This is a genomic window from Paenibacillus glycinis, from assembly GCF_009909185.1.
GTDB classification, from domain to species: domain Bacteria; phylum Bacillota; class Bacilli; order Paenibacillales; family Paenibacillaceae; genus Paenibacillus_Z; species Paenibacillus_Z glycinis.
Genome location: NZ_JAAAMV010000007.1, coordinates 80485 through 96819 on the forward strand (window position 1 = coordinate 80485; position 16335 = coordinate 96819).

Here is a 16335-nt window from a genome sequence, read left to right on the forward strand (position 1 = left end):
GTGTCGCTCCTCCCCTAGAATAAGGCGCTTTCTTTGTTGATTTTGCGAACGATCAAGTTGACCGAGAGGACGAGCACGAAGCCCACGACCGATTGGTACAAGCCCGCCGCGGAGGACATCCCGATGTCGCCGAGCTGGAGCAGCGCGCGATACACGTAGGTGTCGATCACGTTCGTCGTCGGATATAACGCGCCGGCATCGAGCGGAACCTGATAGAACAAGCCGAAATCGGCATTCAAGATATGTCCGACGGCCATCAGCATCAGAATGATGATGATCGGCCGAATCTGCGGGAGCGTGATGCTGATCGCTTGGCGCCATTTGGAAGCGCCGTCCATCAGCGCCGCCTCGTAATACTCGTTATCGATCCCGATGACCGCGGCCAGATAGATGACGGTGGAATAGCCGATATTCTTCCAGATGTAGACGAGCGGGAGAATGTACGGCCAATACTTCGGTTCGCTGTACCAGGCGACGGCATCGAAGCCGAGCGGGACAAGCACATGCGTATTGATAAAGCCGAATTCCGTGCTCAGCATGGAATAGCCCAGATAACCGACTACGACGGCCGACAGGAAGTAAGGCAGGAACATGATGCTCTGATAGAACCTCGCCGCGAGCCGGCCGCGCACTTCATTGAGCAAGATCGCGAGCGTGACGGCGATAATCGGCGTAATGACGATGAAGAGCGCGTTGTACAGCAGCGTGTTCCGGGTAATCGTCCAGGCGTCCGACGTCCCGAACAGAAACTTGAAATTCGTGAACCCGACCCATGGGCTATGGAAGATTCCTTTGCTGTAATCCACGCTTTTGAATGCGATGATCGTGCCGAACATCGGCATGTAGTTGTTGATCAGCAAGTAAATCGTGCCGGGAAGCATCATCAGCAGCAAGTATCGGTTTCTCAGCACCTTGCGTCCGAAGGAAAAGCGGTTCTTTTTCAGTTGCGCGTCCAGTTCCATCACCTCGTGTTCTTTTCGGCAGGTTGATTTCGTTCTTAAGGGTATTGTAAAAGATGGGCGCATGCGTCAGATACGAACAGAGATGACAAAGATAACGTTATTATGACAAACCCCCGCCGGCGGGCAGGGGTGGGGTGGCGATCAGGCGATTTCTCAGCCTACGAAGCCTTGATAGCGCTTTCGATATTCTTGCGGGGAGATGCCGACGGTCTTCTTGAACACCTTTCCGAAATAGGAAAAATTCTCGTAGCCGAGCGAATCGCCGATATCGCTGATCTTCTGGTTCGTCTCCGTCAGCAGGATTTTCGCCTGGTTGATTTTGGCCGAGATGATGAAATCCATCAGCGATTGCCCCGTTTCTTTCTTGAACAGCCGGGACAGGTACGCGGAGTTCAAATAGACGTGCGCGGCCAGATCCTCGCGGTTGACGTCGCGGATATGCGCCGCGATATACTTCTTCACCTTCTCGATGTTCGCGCGGTGATCGCCCTCGTGCTGGCTGAAATAGTCCATCCCGGCCGTCAGCAGCCGCTCCGCCCAGCTCTTGAGGCGGGTGATCGACCGCGTGGCGGCGCCTTCCCCGCCCAGCAGCTTGCCGCCGACCACTTCCTTGGCCGACCAGCCCTTGCGGTGCGAGACATGGTACACCATGTGCAGCAGCAGATGATAGACGCCTTCCAGCGATTCATGCGTGACCGGATGCCCGCCGAGCTCCCGGAAGGCCGCGTTCAGGCGGTCCAGCAGCTCGGTCTTCTTCCCGGACTCGAACAGCACGGTCCACTCGGCCCAGTCGATATAGACCGGCGCCTGCGCCTGGCGCGCGGCGGCGCGCTCGAACCCGTTATCCCGCAGGAAAAGCACCGACTCCGTCTCCGCGACGTTGCTCTGCTCCATCTCGAGCAGCGCGTGATAAGTTTCCGTCAGCCCGCCGATCGCGGCCGGCTCGCCCACGTAACAGGACAAGCGGCAGTAGAAATACGATGAGGAGGCCTGCATGTACGTTTTGCAAATTTCCTCGAGCGGCCGGGTATCCCCCTGCCCTTCGTCCTCCCCGTTCTCGTACAGCAGGACGAACAGAATGCCGCCCGCATCCCGGATCACGGCGCCTTGGCGGCCGTCCAGGAACATCTCCTCCGCGCTCTTGAGCAGCGCGTATTCCAGGATTTCCTCGTCGCGCTTGCTGAACGCTTCCCGGAATTCCTCGACGCTGAGCAGGATCGGCCTGACCCGCGTCCGCGGCGTGATCGGCAGGCCGTAGTTCTCGATCGCCTGCGCGAGTCGCTCGTCGGTCATCATGGCGCGCGCCCCGAGCACGTCGTGCCAGAACTTCTCCCACAGCAGCGGCTTCTGCGTCTCCCATAGCTGGGCGTATTTCTCGTACCGCTCCGAATATTGGCGCTTGTCGCGTTCCTGTCCCAGCCTCTCGCAGGCCCGCGAGACGACCTCGGCGATCTGCTTGTGCTTCACCGGCTTCAGCAGATAATCGAAGCTCCCCAGCTGCAGCGCCTGCTGCGCGTAGGCGAAATTCGCATGCCCCGTGAAAAAGATCGTCAGCGTGTCCGGCCTATGCTCGTTGACCCATTCCAGCAGCTGCAGGCCGTTGCTGCCCGGCATCTCGATGTCGCATACGATGATGTCGATGGGATTCGCGCGCAGCTGCTCCATGGCCGTCCCGACCCCGTAGGCGCTGAACAGCCCCGTTACGCCGATGGAAGGCCAGTCAATACAGTTCAAGATCGCTTCGACGGCGTATTTCTCGTCGTCGACGACGAGCAGATTATACATCGCTTTCTCCCCCTTCGAGTTCGGACTCGATCGGAATCCGAATGCTGACGATCGTCCCTTCCGGCTCCCTGCCCATGAACGAGATCTCCGCCCGATTCCCGTAGATCATGCCGAGCCGGCGCTTCACGTTCCAGATGCCGAGTCCGCCGGCGCCCTGACCCTCGCCGTCGGCGGCGATGCCGCTTTGCAGCCGCTGCAGCTGCTCCTGCGAAAGCCCGCGCCCGTTATCGGCGATCTCGATCGCGCAATCGCCGCTGCCGTCCGGCGCCGGCCTGACGGAGATCGCGATGACGTACTGGCGCTCCCCCTCCGGCATGCCGTGAATGACAGCGTTTTCGACAAACGGCTGAATGGTTAACGGCGGCACGCCGCAGCGGGCGTAACGCTCCGGCAGCTCGATCTCGAAGGCCAGCTTGTCGGGAAAGCGCAGCTTCTGGATCTCCAGGTAATTCGTGATATGGTCGATCTCCTCGGCCAACGTGATAAACTCCCGGTGCGCCCGCGTGATGAAGCGGAAATAATCCGCCAAATGCTCGGTCATCTTCTCGACCAGCTCGTTCTTGCGAAGCGCCGACAGGCTGTAGATGATGTTCAGCGAATTCAAATAAAAATGCGGATTGATCTGCGCCTGCAGATGCTTGAACTCGGCTTCCTGCTTCTTCAGCATCCCCTCGTAGACATCGATCTTGAGCCGGCTGATCTGGCCGACCATGCCGTTGAACGTATCGATCAGGAACGAGAACTCGAACGTGGACTCTTCCCTCAGCCTTACGTTCAGGTCGCCGTGCATGATCCGCCTCATGCCCGACATCAGCGCCTGCATCGGCTGCAGCAGCGTCCGCTTCAGGAAGATCGAATAGAACAGGATGACGATCAGCCCGACGACCGGAATCAAATAAATCGCCCATTGAAAATAGAACAGCTGCTTCAGCAGGTCTTTCTCCGGCACGATCGCGATCATATGCACCGGCGCCTGGGCAAAGTCGGCGCTGACGGCCAAATACCCGAGCCCGTTGGACGACCGGTTGAACTTGCGGTACGCTTCGTCGCCCGGCTTCTTCATGCTTCGCTCGATCTTGTCGACGTCGCCCGCGCTCAGCGACGTCGCGGTGAGCGGCACCCCGTCGTTGGAGACGAGCAGCTCCTCGAGCCCGTGATCCGAGGGCGCGGCGTTCAGCTCGTCGATCAGCTGCTCCGCCTTGATCAAGGCGCCGACGAACACGTCGGCCTCGGCGTCGGCGACCTGCTCCACGCGGACGAGATAATTCGTGCCTTGCGATTGGATGACGTTCCATTGATGCACCGCGCGCAGGTTTTTGTCCGCCATGTACTGGTCCAGCACTTGATGGTAGCGCTCGATTTCCGTGTAGCTGCGCTGGCTCGTGATGAGGCGCTTGGGCTTGTCCAGGTAGATGAAGAACGTGTCCACTTCCTTGTAGGCGCCCTGATCCTGGTCGAACGATTGCAGCAGGGATTGCTTCGCGAAGAAGTAGTCGCCGCTTTCCTCCGGGTACGTTGAGAGCGTTAACAAATTCGGAAACGACGGATTGTTCGTTCCGAGCCGGAGGAGGTAGCTGATCGTCTGGCTGAGGACGATGTCTTTCTTGGCGGCTTGCGTGGAGATCAGGTTGTTGTTGGATTGGGAGACCTGCTCCCGCACGACGTTCATCGCGTAATAATTGTTATAGAACAAGAACAGGATCAGCGGCACCGTTACGATAATAAAGCCGATGATGAATTTATAACGAAGCGTTCGTTTTTTCCGGACGACGACAATCACCCCGCACCTCCGTAATGCCTACCCTGCCCGGGCGAATGGCCCGCATAACCATAGAGTAGCACACGGAATTAAAAAACACAGCCCGCTTCCTGGAGGAAACGGACTGCATAGCTATCATTAAATCCCGAATATTTACAATATTAGCATTCTTTCATTGCGAATCAAGCTTTATCCGGTCATAAATAGAAGGATCGATGTCGACCGTCGCGCTCGCGACGGCCTCGGCCACGCGCGCATCGTAGGCTTCCTCGGCAAGCTGCGCCGCGATGCCGTCCCGGACTTCCGCGAACAGATGGACCTTGCCTTGCGCGCGGTTCGTCGCGACCGCCAGGACATAGGCGCCGTTCTCCTTGAACACGCCGGTATGCCGGCCGGCTTGAAGGTCCTGCGCCTTCGAGGCGAGCACCGGCGTCCGAAGCGCCGCCCCGCGGGCGGTGTCGCCGTCCACTTGGACGGCCGCGACCGTCGCTTGACCCTCGAAGCCCGCTGCCGCGTCGGCCGCGGACAGGCCGGCGTCGATCTTCTTCGCGATCGCCTTCATGACGGCTTCCGCCTCGGTCTCGGACAACGAGGAGCCCGGCGCGAAGGAGACGGAGACGACGTCGGCGCTCACCGACGTCCGCTCCGTGAATTGGTCCGCGGCATGCGCCTTGTAATACGCGCGCAGCTCGTCGTCCGACCAGGTCATGCCGCCTTCCAGCTTGGCCTTGAGCGCGCCGATCAGATCGGAGTTCAGCAGGCTATAGTAGGCCGCCTCGCTGTACTGCTTCGGCCCGTACACGCCCGCGCCCGCCTCGTCGCCGCTTGCCCTTCGCTCGTTCTCCGCCTTCAGCCGCTTCAGGAACGACGCGTACGAGATATCGTCGGTCAGTCCTTCCCGTTCGGCCATCGCCTGCTGCAGCTTCAGCTTCACGGTCTGCGCGAGCGCATCCCGCTTCAGCTTCTCGAGCGGCACTTCTCCCCCGAACGACGTCTTCCAAAATTCGGCGCCGGCATCGGCGTCGTACTTCGCCTTGAAGTACGCGGCCGTCGCCGCCCGTTGTTCCGACATCGCTTGCGCCAGCTCTTCCGATTCGATCGGCACGCCGTTGACGGTCGCGGCGATGCGAAGCCCTTGGCCGCTTCCCGTGGCATGCAGGAGCACGGCCGCCGCGATCGCCAGCAGCAGCGCGGCCCCGGATAACGCAAGCGCCTGAAGCCGCTTCCGGAGGAATATAGGCGCCGGGCCGGCAAGCGGGCGCGTCGGCGTTTTCAAGGCTGCGTTTCCCATGTGCGGATCTTCCTTCCCGCGAACGGCTTCAAGCCGGTTGATTAGTCTAGCGAATTAGGCAAATCCGACGAGTCTGGCGAATCCGGCGAATGAAGCAAATTAGGCGAAGCAACCGCGGTCAGCCCGGAAATACCGTGCCGGACGCGAGCGGATGCATCCGGTCCTTGCCATCCCATACGAAGGCCCGAATCGTCGCGCCCTGCGTATCGCCCGGCAGGTTCAGGGTTGCCGTCAGCGTGCCGTTGCCGCCGCTCTTTACGTACGCGCCCTGCACGGCCGACAGCAGCAGGCCGTTCGCGTTATACAGGCCCACGATCAGCGTGACGTTCTGGTCCTTCGCCGTGAAATTGGCGACCGCAGTCGAGACGTTCACGACGCCGTTCGGCTGAAGCGACGTCACCGGAGCGCCGTCGGCATTCGTATAGACCGGCGCGAACACGGCCAATCCGCTGCCGATATAGACGGTCGCCGTATTGGTGGTTAACGTGCTGCCGTTCAAGGTCACGTTCGCTTGAATATGCGCCGTGCCTGCCGCGACCCCGGTCACGACGCCGTCGCTCGATACGGATGCGACCGACGGGGCGTCGGAAATGTATTGGATGGCGAAGCCGTCCGCCTTCAGGTCAAGCGCCAATCCCGTGTCGTCCGTCCCGATGACGTTCAGCGCCGACGTGCCGCCGACTTCCAGCTGCTGCGCCTCCGGAGAGAGCGTCGCCTGCTTGATGCCGGACGGTCCGAAATCGGCCAGGTATTGGAACTTCACGGCGTCCCCGACGACCTTGTCGTCGGACAGGTCGCTGAGCGCGACGGAACCCGCCGTTCCGGCCTTGAACCGATGGATGCCGAGCAGCACCCAGCTTCCTTTCGCCGCGGTGTACTCGTTGACGCCGTACGACTTGGAGCCGCCGTCGAACAGGACGTCGAACGCCGCGTTCGTCGACCAGACGTCGCCGGAGCCGCGCTGCGGGAGCCAGTAATACACCGCATAGTACCCGTCGTGCGGCAAAGTCGGCGTCCACGTAATCGTCTTGGATCCGCTGCCGTTATCGCTGTAGAGGTACCCGCTGCCGGTGGAAGATCCGCCCGTGCCCGCCGACCAGGTTCCGTCCACCGCTGCCGCCGGATCGTCCACGACGACGGCCGCCGCCGTCGTCCGGGCATCGATCGGAGCGCTCGCTTCCGACGCGTTGCCGGAGAAATCGCGGACCACGACATAGAACGAATAATCCGTCTCGGCCGTAAGTCCCGTCAGCGTCGCGGCATTCTTCATGATGACCGAAGCAAGCTTCGCATCGGTCGCCGCGTCGTAGACGTCCGCGTCCGTCGGCACGCCGTTATCGTCCGACGTCCAGGACAGCGTCACCGACGTGTCCGTCCGGCTCTTGACCTGCAGCCCGGTCGGTTGCGCCGGAGCCGTCGTGTCCGCGATCGCGCTGGCCGGATCCTCGAACAATCCGATATCCGGCGAGCCCGCGTAGAGCGGATTGCCGAACATATCCTTGCCGCCGTTATCCGCGACGATGCGGCCTTTGCCGATCAGCGGGGAGCTGGCGCTCAGCTTGAAGCCCGCCGTTTTGTCCATGCCGTCTCCGCCCGACGGGTCGACGAACATCGGATCGTCCGTCAGGTTGCGCAAGCCCTGGCTCGGCGGGGTCGCGCCGAAGAAATCGTTGTTGTAGAAGGCCGGAGCCGCCGGATACGGCGCGTTGCCTTGCGACGCATAGAAAATGTTGTTGACGTAGGTCGTCTTCGGATTGTTCGACAGGATGACGCCGCCGTTGCCGATGTCGTTGTAGAAGACGTTATTGTAGAAGACGCCCGGGTCGCTCACTTCCACGGTACGGCCCGAGGAGCGGTTGTGCATGTCGTTGCGGCTGACGTTGTAACGGTAGTAGTTGGTCCCGTTCGTCAATTGGCCCATGTCCATGACGAATCCGCCCGCGTTGTCGTGCGAATAATTGTATTCGAAGACATGGTCGCCCTGCGCTTGGATATCCGTGTCGAACGCCGAGGAATCCGCCGAAGCGGCATTCAGATAATGCACGCGGGCCACTTCGTTATGGCGGAACGTCGCGCCGTTCGACTTCCATACCCAGATGCCGGCGATCCATTTGAAATCGTAGGAATTGATGCCGACGTCGTACACGGCGTTGTTCTCGATGATCGGGTTATGGGCGACGCCGACGACGATGCCGTCGGAGCCCGTCTTGTTGATCGTGTTGCCCCGGATGATCACGTTCTGGTGATACATCGCGAGGTCGTTCTGGTAGCCGTCCATGTTGATCCCGATCGTGCGGATGTCGTGGATGTTATTGTTCTCGATCAGCAGGTCTTTGTAATAGCCGTGCTTGTCGGGAGCGACGTTCTCCCACTCCCAAGCGTTGACCATGATGGCCGCGTTGAAGTTCTTGTTGATCTTCGTGTCGGGATTGTCGCTGTCCGGATCGTCCACCCAGTCCTCGCCGCTGACCGACAGTCCCGTCACGTCGTGGATGTCCAGGCCCTTCAGCTGGATGCCGCTCATCGGCCCGTTGTGATAAGCCATGAGCCACACGCCGGAGCGCTTGTGAAACACCGCCTTGTAATCGTCCGGAGCCGCCGCGTTGTAGTTCGTGATCTCGATGTCCTGCAGCGTGACGTACTGCTGGTTCTCGATCTTGACCGCGGCGTCGAGTCCGCCGCCGTTGATGACCGGCTTGGCTTCGCCGCCGTAAGCGCCGACGGTGATCTGCGCCTCCGGGCTGCCCGAGAACTTCATCTCGAACCGTTCGTTCCACACGCCACCCGATTTCAGCAGGATCTGGTCGCCGGGGCGAAACGCGCCCATGCTGCCTTCGGCGCTGACGTGCTGCAAGGTCTTCCACGGATGATCCGTATCCGTCCCGGCGTTCGCGTCGTCGCCCGCGGCGGAATCCACGTAGTAGATCGCGCCCGCTTCGGCCGCGGCATCCGCCGACGCCGTTCCGGACGCATACCCGCCAAGCCCGGACATTTGCAGCGATAACGCGGCCGCAATCGCCGTCAGGGCTAACTTCCATCGCTTGCTCGCTGTCATTCCCTTAACCCCCCTCGGTCGTCTTGGCATCCAGCATTCTCATCAACAATTCCGCCGCTTCCGCGCGGGTGGCGATTCCGTTCGGCACGAACGAATCGTCGCCTCTTCCGTTCACGAGCTTCCGTTCCGCGGCCAGCGCCACGTACGGACTGGCCCATGCAGGGATGTCAGCGGCATCGGCAAATGCAAGCGCCAGCGCCGCATCCGGCTCCCAGCCCATCGCGCGGACCGCCATCGTCGCAAGCTCGGCGCGGGTAATCCGCCGGTCGGCGCGGAACGTGCCGTCCTCGTAGCCGGAAATCCAGCCCGCCGCAACCGCGCTGCCGACCGCGTCGGCCGCCCAGGCCGGTATGCTTGCCGCGTCCTTGAATTCGAGCTTCCCGCCCGCTTCAGGCTTGAGGGTCCGGCTCAGCATGACCGCGAATTCGGCCCGCGTCACCGGGCGGTTCGGCAGGAAGGTGCGATCCTCGTAGCCGTTCACGATGCCGAGCTCGACGGCCCGCTTGATCGCGGCTTCCGCCCAGTGGCCGGAGATATCGCTCAGGATCGGAGCCGGGCCGTTGTCCGGCTGATCGTCTCCGCCCGTTCCCGGCTGATCGGCGCCTTCGTCCGTGCCGGTCGTTGCCGGCGGCGTGACGGGCGGTCCGCCCGTATAGGGCGGCGTCACCGGAGAGGGTTCGCCCGGCGCGAACGAGAACGTCGCGCTTGCCGGTAGGGTAACGCCATCGCCGCCCACGGTCGCCGTGTAGGTCCCGTCGGCATAGCCGCTGCCCTTCGTGATCGGGAAGACGAAGGCGTAATTCCCCCCGGCGTCGCTCTTCGCCTGTCCGACGTACGCGGTCATCCCGTTAGGATCGGCGACCAGCAGCGTCATGTCCTTGCCCGCCGCGCCCGTCGTCCGGCCGGACACCGTGATTTGATTGGAATCGCTTACACTTACTTGCGCGGTAATGTTGCTTTCGGGCGCCGCGCCGGCCTCCAAATTCGCCAGTCCCCATAAGCCCCGGTTTTTCTTCACGGATTCTCCCGTCGTCGTCCAGCCCCATTGCCCCCTGCCGCTGGAACCGCCGTCGTTCAGCACCGCGTTCAATCGGATTTGCTTATGGTCCCATGGCTCCGTAATGCCGAGCTCGCCGAGCGGTACCGAGGCTTCGAGCGTATAGCTCTTCTTGTCCGCCGCTCGCTTCGCCGCCAGCTGGAATGCCGGGAACGTGAACTCCGAGCCGCGATAGAGGTACGATTGCGGCCCGTTGCTGACGCTTCCGCTGAGGACGAGCTGGACGTCGCTTGCCAGCATCGTGTTGGCTTTGTCCGGGAATTCGCTTAGATCCACGTCCTCCGTGCCGATGAACAACTCCAAGTTGTCCCCGTCCCAGATGCCGCTGCCCGACTTCTCGTTGATCATCGGCGTGGGATCCTGCACGATCGCGCCTATGTACAGATTGTCGGCGTCGTAGCGAAAGTAAATCTCGGCCCCGTGGGCGTTTCCGTTGCCGTCCGTGATCCCGTTCAGCGCGATGGCGTTCGCATCGCCCCACTCGCCGCGTACGTCCACGACTCCGTCGACCGCAATCGCCTCGTGCGCCCGCATGATCGTCGTGGCGCCCGAACCGCCTCCGGCTTCCGCGCCGGCTTGCAGCGGTGCCGCAAGCGACCCGCCCAAGCAGCCCAGCGCCAGACTCATGAGGCTCAGCGTCTTCAGCCCAGTGAACTTTCTGCTCATTCCTTCATCTCCTTTTATCTCTGGATCGACCTGACATGCATCCTAAGGATACCGTTCGCTTTCCGGAGTGACTATGAAGGAATGTGCCGATAATAGCGTTTTTATGACTTCCTGTCCTCGCGCGCAAAAAAACGGGAATTCCGGCGGATGCCGAAACTCCCGTTTCGTCTGCTTTATTCCGGGCGCCCTGCCGGCGTCGGTGTTCTGTCCTATTTCCGTTTCCTCTTGCGTCGGGCGCTAGGCATTGACCATAAAATAAAGCATGCGAACGCAACGGCCCGTGCTGAACTCGGGCGTATCCGCCGCGATCCGAATATCGACCGCATGCCTCCCGGGCATCAGATCCTCCGCCAGCAGGACGGTCTTCGGCCGATAAAACTGCGTGCATCTCGCATCGAAGAGCGGCATCCGCTCGTAAGGGCTCCCGTCGATCGCGTATTCGACGTCGCCAAGGTCCATGCCGGCCAACACCACGAAGCCGACCGCGGACCCGCTGAAGTTCAATCTGAAGCTCGCCCCGGCCGCATCCCCGATCAAAGCCTCGTCAGGCAGCTTCCAATAACAAATCTGCTCGAAGATCCACGGGCGCTCATGCCGCCAGCCCGGCGCGCGCTCGGCCGAACCGGGAGCCAGCAGCTTCGCAGCCTCGTAGCAGGACGGATCCAGGGGCGGCGGCAGGACGGCGGCTTCAACGGAATCGAAGCCGCCGACCGTCCGATGCCCGAGCGTTTCTTGCAGAAACGCTTCGACGAAGCCGGCGTACAGGCCGAAGCCCGCATCGTTCGGATGCACCTCGTCGCCGCTGAAATCCTCCCATTTCAGCTCGCCGGCCGTAATGCCCTCGTAGATGCTCCGGGCAATCGAGACGGAAGGAAGCCCGTAATAAGCCGCGACTTCCTCATGGTGTTCGATAGCGGGCTGAACCTTGCCTTTCTCCTGAAACAGCCGCAAGCCCGCCGTATTCGGCGAGTACAGAAAACAAATCGCTATCCGCGGATTCGATCGCTTGGCCTGCCGCACGATGCCTTCCATGGCCCGGAGAGAGGCAGTCCGATCGCCGGCGTCGTTCACCGCGAATTCGACCAACAACAGATCGACCGGTCCTTGCTTCAGGACATGCTCCCGGAAGCGGTAGGCGCCATAGACCGAATCCGTTCCTCCGATGGCCGCATTCACGAACGTGAACGCAACATCGGTATACCGACGCATCAAATATCGCTCCGTCAGCGCGCGATAGCTGGTACGATCCGCGTGCGAAGCTCCCGCGCCTTCCGTGACCGACCCGCCGATAAACGCGACCGTGAACTTTCCCGAGCCCGAGCCCAGCTTCTCGGCCGCATCGTCTAAGCCTGCGCGCAGGCGATAGTGTGCGATCATCTAGTTCACCCGCACGACCATGACTTCGCTCGCTGTCGTCCCTGCGTCGTTCTCGATCTCGCAAGCGTATTCGTAAATGCCCGCAGGCCGGCCCGAGATCGGCGTTATGGCCGCTTGCGCCTGCGGCGTTTGGCCGGCGAGCGTCCGCGTATCGATCAGCACGCCGTTCTCGTACAGGCGGTAGGTCTCTCCGTTCGTGCCCCACCACATGTTCATGCTCACGTTGAAGCTTCCGTCGCCGTCCCAATTGTCATTGGAGAGAACCGGTTCGGCCGGCTCCGCTTGCGTAACGTTTACGGTCAGATCGTCGCTCCTCGTCGTGCCGTAAGCGTTGGCAAGCTCGGCATGGTAGCGGTAAGCGCCGTTTTTCCTGCCGCTTACGGACGTAACGGCGAATTGCGCGTTCGGCGAATCGTCGGTCAACGTTTGCGTATCGATCAGCGCATCGTTCTCGTACAGCTTATAGACGTCGCCGTTATTGCCCCACCACATATTCATGGTTATCGCATAGCTTCCGTCCTGAATTCCCGTATCGTATCCGTTGTCGCTCGACAGGACAGGCTTTCCCGGCACGCCCGCGCTTCTGGTCGCAATGTTCGATACCGCAGCCGTCACCGTCCCCGGATGGCCGGCTTCGTCTACGAACTCGAACGTAAATCCGCCGTTGCTTTGGAAGGTATAGCTGTCGAATCCGCCGTTGTTGGTGACCGTTACCTGCTCGCTCGGCACGATCGTCGCGACCACGCTGCCCGAGGTTGGCGTCACGGTGCTGTAACCGACTTCCGCCGTCGGCGCCGTCCTATCGATCGGTATGGCTAACGTTTGCGCTTCTTCCACGTTGCCCGCGCTATCCGCCGAACGATAGCTGATGACGGTTCGACCTTCTTGATCGACCGTTACCGGACGCTCGTAAGGCTGCCAGGTTTCCCCGTTATCCAAGCTATACTCGCTGTTCGCCGCGCCCGACTTGTCGTCTTCCGCCGTCAACGTTACGGTGACCGGCCCCACATACCAGCCGTTTTGTCCGTCCGGCTGCGACGGAGACAATGCCGCCGTCGTTACGGGCGCCGTCGTATCGGGCGATTCGATACCCCCGATCGCGATCGGCGACAGCGGCGTCGACCCGTACACTTCGAAATACCCTTCGTCCTGAATCGGATTGTTCGCGTCCGTCCAGTTGACGACCTCGGTCCCGTCCACGTTCATGATCACTTGCACGCCTTCGTGCGTATCGATGGCTCCCAGCTGCACCGTATGCCATACGCCGCTCTGCAGATACGTATTCGGAATGCTCTGCACGATCAGATTCGTGCCGTTCCACTTCTGCACTTCGATGACGGCCGTCTTGACCACGATCAAATACTGGCTGTTCGAATCCCACGCCGGCTTGTTCGTATTGGTCGCGCGTATGCCGAACCCCTGCAGGCCGTTCGACGTATCGAGCTTCGCCTTGAACTGCACGATCTCGTTATGCTTGATTTTGGCTCCCGTGTAGCCGAAAACCGTCCGCGCCGTCGCCGGGGTAAACACGAGATCGTCATCGGAGAAACGCAAGCTGCCCGGGTCGGCATCCCAGCCCGCCTGATCGGCCAGCATGTCATTCACGTCGACGATGACGGTAGCGTCCAAATTATGGGACGATCGGAATGCGACGATGGCGGTATTCAAGATGCGCAACGCGGCGTCGATCGCATCCTCCGATGCATGCGAATCGGCCGCGACCGATTGCGAATCCTGGATGACGGACAGCAATTCCGCTTTGGAGCCCGCGGGATATTGGCCGGGCTCGCTTCCTTCCACCGCTCCGTCATAAAGCGTCTGCGCCGTGGATATCGCGTCGTTCAGCTTCGTTTTGTCCACGTACATGCCGGGAGGGGTCAATCTTGTCTTGAATTCATCCGCGAACATGTCGTCCACGTACAGATCCGCGAGCGAGGTACCCGTCTGGACATAAAGATTGGCGGCGGTGATCGGGGCGGCCAGATTAAACGTATAGGTGCGCGTCAATTGCGCCCATGACGTCGAATTGACCGGGTTCGAAGCCAGCTGGATCCAGGATGTCTGGCCTCCGCTGACGACTTCGAGCACCATGTAGGCCGAATCGGTGCCGGAACCCAATTTCGTAAAGGCGGAAAACGTGTACGTTTTGCCGTTTTGTATCGGCAGATTTTGCCTTGCGCTATTGGATGCGCCGATGCGGTTGTAGACCTTCAGCGAAGACGTGCCGCTGTGGGAATCCGAAGCGGTCGTAATCGAGCCTCCGGCCGCATGCCACCCGGTCGTTCCTTGTTCGAACCCGGGATTGGACACCTTGTTCGTCGGGCTGCACGAGCTTCCGTAGCCGTTGAAGTTGCATCCCGGAACCCAATCGTATTGCCCGAACTCATAAGCGCCTTGATCGGGCGCCGCGCCGCTGTAGCCGTCCGTAATCCCCGGTACGACCGCTCCCGCGTTAATGGCAGGCGAACCGGTCTGCAAATGGAAATTAGACGTCGTCCCGTCCACGAATAACGGATTCGCGGAAGGCGTCAGGTTGTTAAGGAACTGCGATCCGCCCGGCATCGGATCCGTCGGTCCGCGGAAGATATTGTTTTGCACGACGGTGTCCGCCGAGTTGACGACTCCCGCGGAAGCGATGCTTTTCGTTTGGCCGCCTCCGAGCGTATTGTTGTACACCTTATTGCCTTGGCTCTTGCCGGTCGTCAAGCCGTTCAAGATCATGCCTGCGCCGTTGTTGTTCCACGACACGTTATGATGAATCAGGAATTGCGACGCTCCGTTGTCGATATAGATGCCTACGCCGCCGCCGGATTTGTCGTCATGCACCCAGTTGTGGTCGATACTCGAGCCGGTTCCGAGCGTGGAGCCGCAGCATGTGTAAAAGCCGCCCAAATCATTGGCGATCAAGCCATAATTGTAGATGTTGTTATACGCGACCCGATTGCGCAATCCCCCGCCGATCATGCCGTCGCGGCCGGTGTTATAGATGGTGTTGTACGTAGCGGTCACGTCGACTCCGGCCCCCAAGAAGCGGATCGGCGAGTTGTAGGTGCCGGCGTAATTGACGTCGTGGATCAGGTTGTTCGTAATGACGTTGAACCGGCCGATCTGGGCAACGCCGTTGCCCGCGCTGTAAGCGATCGTGCTGTTTTTCAGCGTGTTCGTCAATCCGTCCATGATGATCCCCGTATCGTAATTGTGCGAAGCATACGGGCCGTTCCTCGGATCGTCGGGAATCTCGATATAGTGGGAAGGATACTCCGCGTTGATGCCGTCGATCACGTTGTTTCGGCTCGCGCTGTCCGTGAATATCGTCGTCCCGAACAGACGGAAGCCTTTGATTTGCACGAATGAACGGCCGGCTAGATCGAACCCGTATTGACGCTGCTTGACTTGAACCGTATGCGTGGACGGATCGGTATTGTCGGTCGTTTGCAGGTAAAGCGTTTGCGAGCTGCTATCATAATGAAATTCGGATGGCGCATCGAGGAAGGACAACGAGCCGAACAGGAAATATCGGCTGCCGGGCTTCGAGCACAGGCTCGCGCAGCCGGCCATCGGCTGATTGAACGTGAAGGAGCCGGGCGAGCTCGCCGAGACCGTGCCGGAATGGGCCGTGAATTGGGCGCCTCCCAATATCCATACCTTCGTGCCCGCCAGATCCAAATTCGGCAAATGGGAATCGTACACCGTCTCGGTCGAGGTCCCCGTCGTCGTCGTATTCGCCTCGGCTACGGCCAAGGTCGGATACATCAACTGACCGCTCGTATTGGGCCAGCGGGCCTGCGTCATCATGCTGCCGTCCACGAACACTTGATTGGCGAACAGGGCCGGGTTCAAGGCGATGTTCGTCTGATAAATGCCGGCGCTGCCGCTTTTCGGCGTCCATGCGGACGTCACGATATCCGTTCCGTCGATGGTCACGCTTTCATTTTGATACGGCTGAAACGTAATCGGGGCCGCGGTCGTACCGGAGCTCGACGGCTTGACCGTTTCCCGGTAAACGCCTTCGCGAACGGCGCACGTATCTCCGGCAGCCGCAACGCTCGCGCATTTCTGAATCGTCAGGAAGGGTCCGGTAGTGCCGGATACGAAGTCCGCGGAAGTTCCGTTCCAGCCGTCGTTTCCGTTTTTGGCTACATAGTACACCGTCGGAGACGCCTGCGCCGTGTCGCTTGCATAAACGAAACCCGATAGCAGGATTGCGCCTGCCAGCATAATAAGGCCGAACTTCGGGAAGCGCTTTCCAATCTTGCGCGAGACGTTTCTTAGCATTGTTGCCGTCATCAACTCTTCCTCCTTTTTTCGCTTCATGCTTTTTGTTTTCGCTTCACCTTTTGTTTCCGCTTCATGCCCTTTCGGCCATGCGCTTTTTCTCGCGCG

At 60.6% G+C, this 16335-nt stretch carries 8 protein-coding genes; all 8 read right to left on the bottom strand.

Annotated features, from left to right (window positions below; genetic code table 11):
* Positions 1-14: 14 nt before the first annotated feature.
* Positions 15-962, bottom strand: a complete 948-nt coding sequence (locus GT019_RS11610; RefSeq protein WP_235947757.1) for an ABC transporter permease — start codon at positions 960-962, stop codon at positions 15-17.
* A 153-nt stretch (positions 963-1115) separates the two neighbouring features.
* Entirely contained in the window at positions 1116-2747 is a 1632-nt protein-coding gene (locus tag GT019_RS11615; RefSeq protein WP_161743317.1) for a response regulator, read from the bottom strand.
* Positions 2740-4527 (bottom strand): sensor histidine kinase, encoded by a 1788-nt coding sequence (locus tag GT019_RS32465; protein WP_161743318.1) that lies wholly within the window; start codon positions 4525-4527, stop codon positions 2740-2742. The genes GT019_RS11615 and GT019_RS32465 overlap by 8 nt, the downstream gene beginning before the upstream one ends.
* 151 nt (positions 4528-4678) lie before the next feature.
* Positions 4679-5797, bottom strand: coding sequence for a peptidyl-prolyl cis-trans isomerase (locus tag GT019_RS11625; RefSeq protein WP_161743319.1), 1119 nt, complete (start codon positions 5795-5797; stop codon positions 4679-4681).
* A 118-nt stretch (positions 5798-5915) separates the two neighbouring features.
* Positions 5916-8852, bottom strand: a complete 2937-nt coding sequence (locus GT019_RS11630) for a golvesin C-terminal-like domain-containing protein (RefSeq protein ID WP_161743320.1) — start codon at positions 8850-8852, stop codon at positions 5916-5918.
* 4 nt (positions 8853-8856) lie between these two features.
* Positions 8857-10575, bottom strand: a complete 1719-nt coding sequence (locus GT019_RS11635) for an S-layer homology domain-containing protein (protein WP_161743321.1) — start codon at positions 10573-10575, stop codon at positions 8857-8859.
* A gap of 237 nt (positions 10576-10812) precedes the next feature.
* Complete coding sequence (locus GT019_RS11640) at positions 10813-11952, bottom strand: SGNH/GDSL hydrolase family protein (protein WP_161743322.1); 1140 nt, start codon at positions 11950-11952, stop codon at positions 10813-10815.
* On the bottom strand, positions 11953-16239 hold the full coding sequence (locus GT019_RS11645) for an OmpL47-type beta-barrel domain-containing protein (protein WP_161743323.1): 4287 nt from the start codon (positions 16237-16239) through the stop codon (positions 11953-11955).
* Positions 16240-16335 lie beyond the last annotated feature (96 nt).

What these genes read in the sequence shown, in the direction of transcription:
- GT019_RS11610 (WP_235947757.1), bottom strand. Translation starts at nt 962, where the DNA reads ATGGAACTGGACGCGCAACTGAAAAAGAACCGCTTTTCCTTCGGACGC.
- GT019_RS11615 (WP_161743317.1), bottom strand. Translation starts at nt 2,747, where the DNA reads ATGTATAATCTGCTCGTCGTCGACGACGAGAAATACGCCGTCGAAGCG.
- GT019_RS11625 (WP_161743319.1), bottom strand. Translation starts at nt 5,797, where the DNA reads ATGGGAAACGCAGCCTTGAAAACGCCGACGCGCCCGCTTGCCGGCCCG.
- GT019_RS11630 (WP_161743320.1), bottom strand. Translation starts at nt 8,852, where the DNA reads ATGACAGCGAGCAAGCGATGGAAGTTAGCCCTGACGGCGATTGCGGCC.
- GT019_RS11635 (WP_161743321.1), bottom strand. Translation starts at nt 10,575, where the DNA reads ATGAGCAGAAAGTTCACTGGGCTGAAGACGCTGAGCCTCATGAGTCTG.
- GT019_RS11640 (WP_161743322.1), bottom strand. Translation starts at nt 11,952, where the DNA reads ATGATCGCACACTATCGCCTGCGCGCAGGCTTAGACGATGCGGCCGAG.
- GT019_RS11645 (WP_161743323.1), bottom strand. Translation starts at nt 16,239, where the DNA reads ATGACGGCAACAATGCTAAGAAACGTCTCGCGCAAGATTGGAAAGCGC.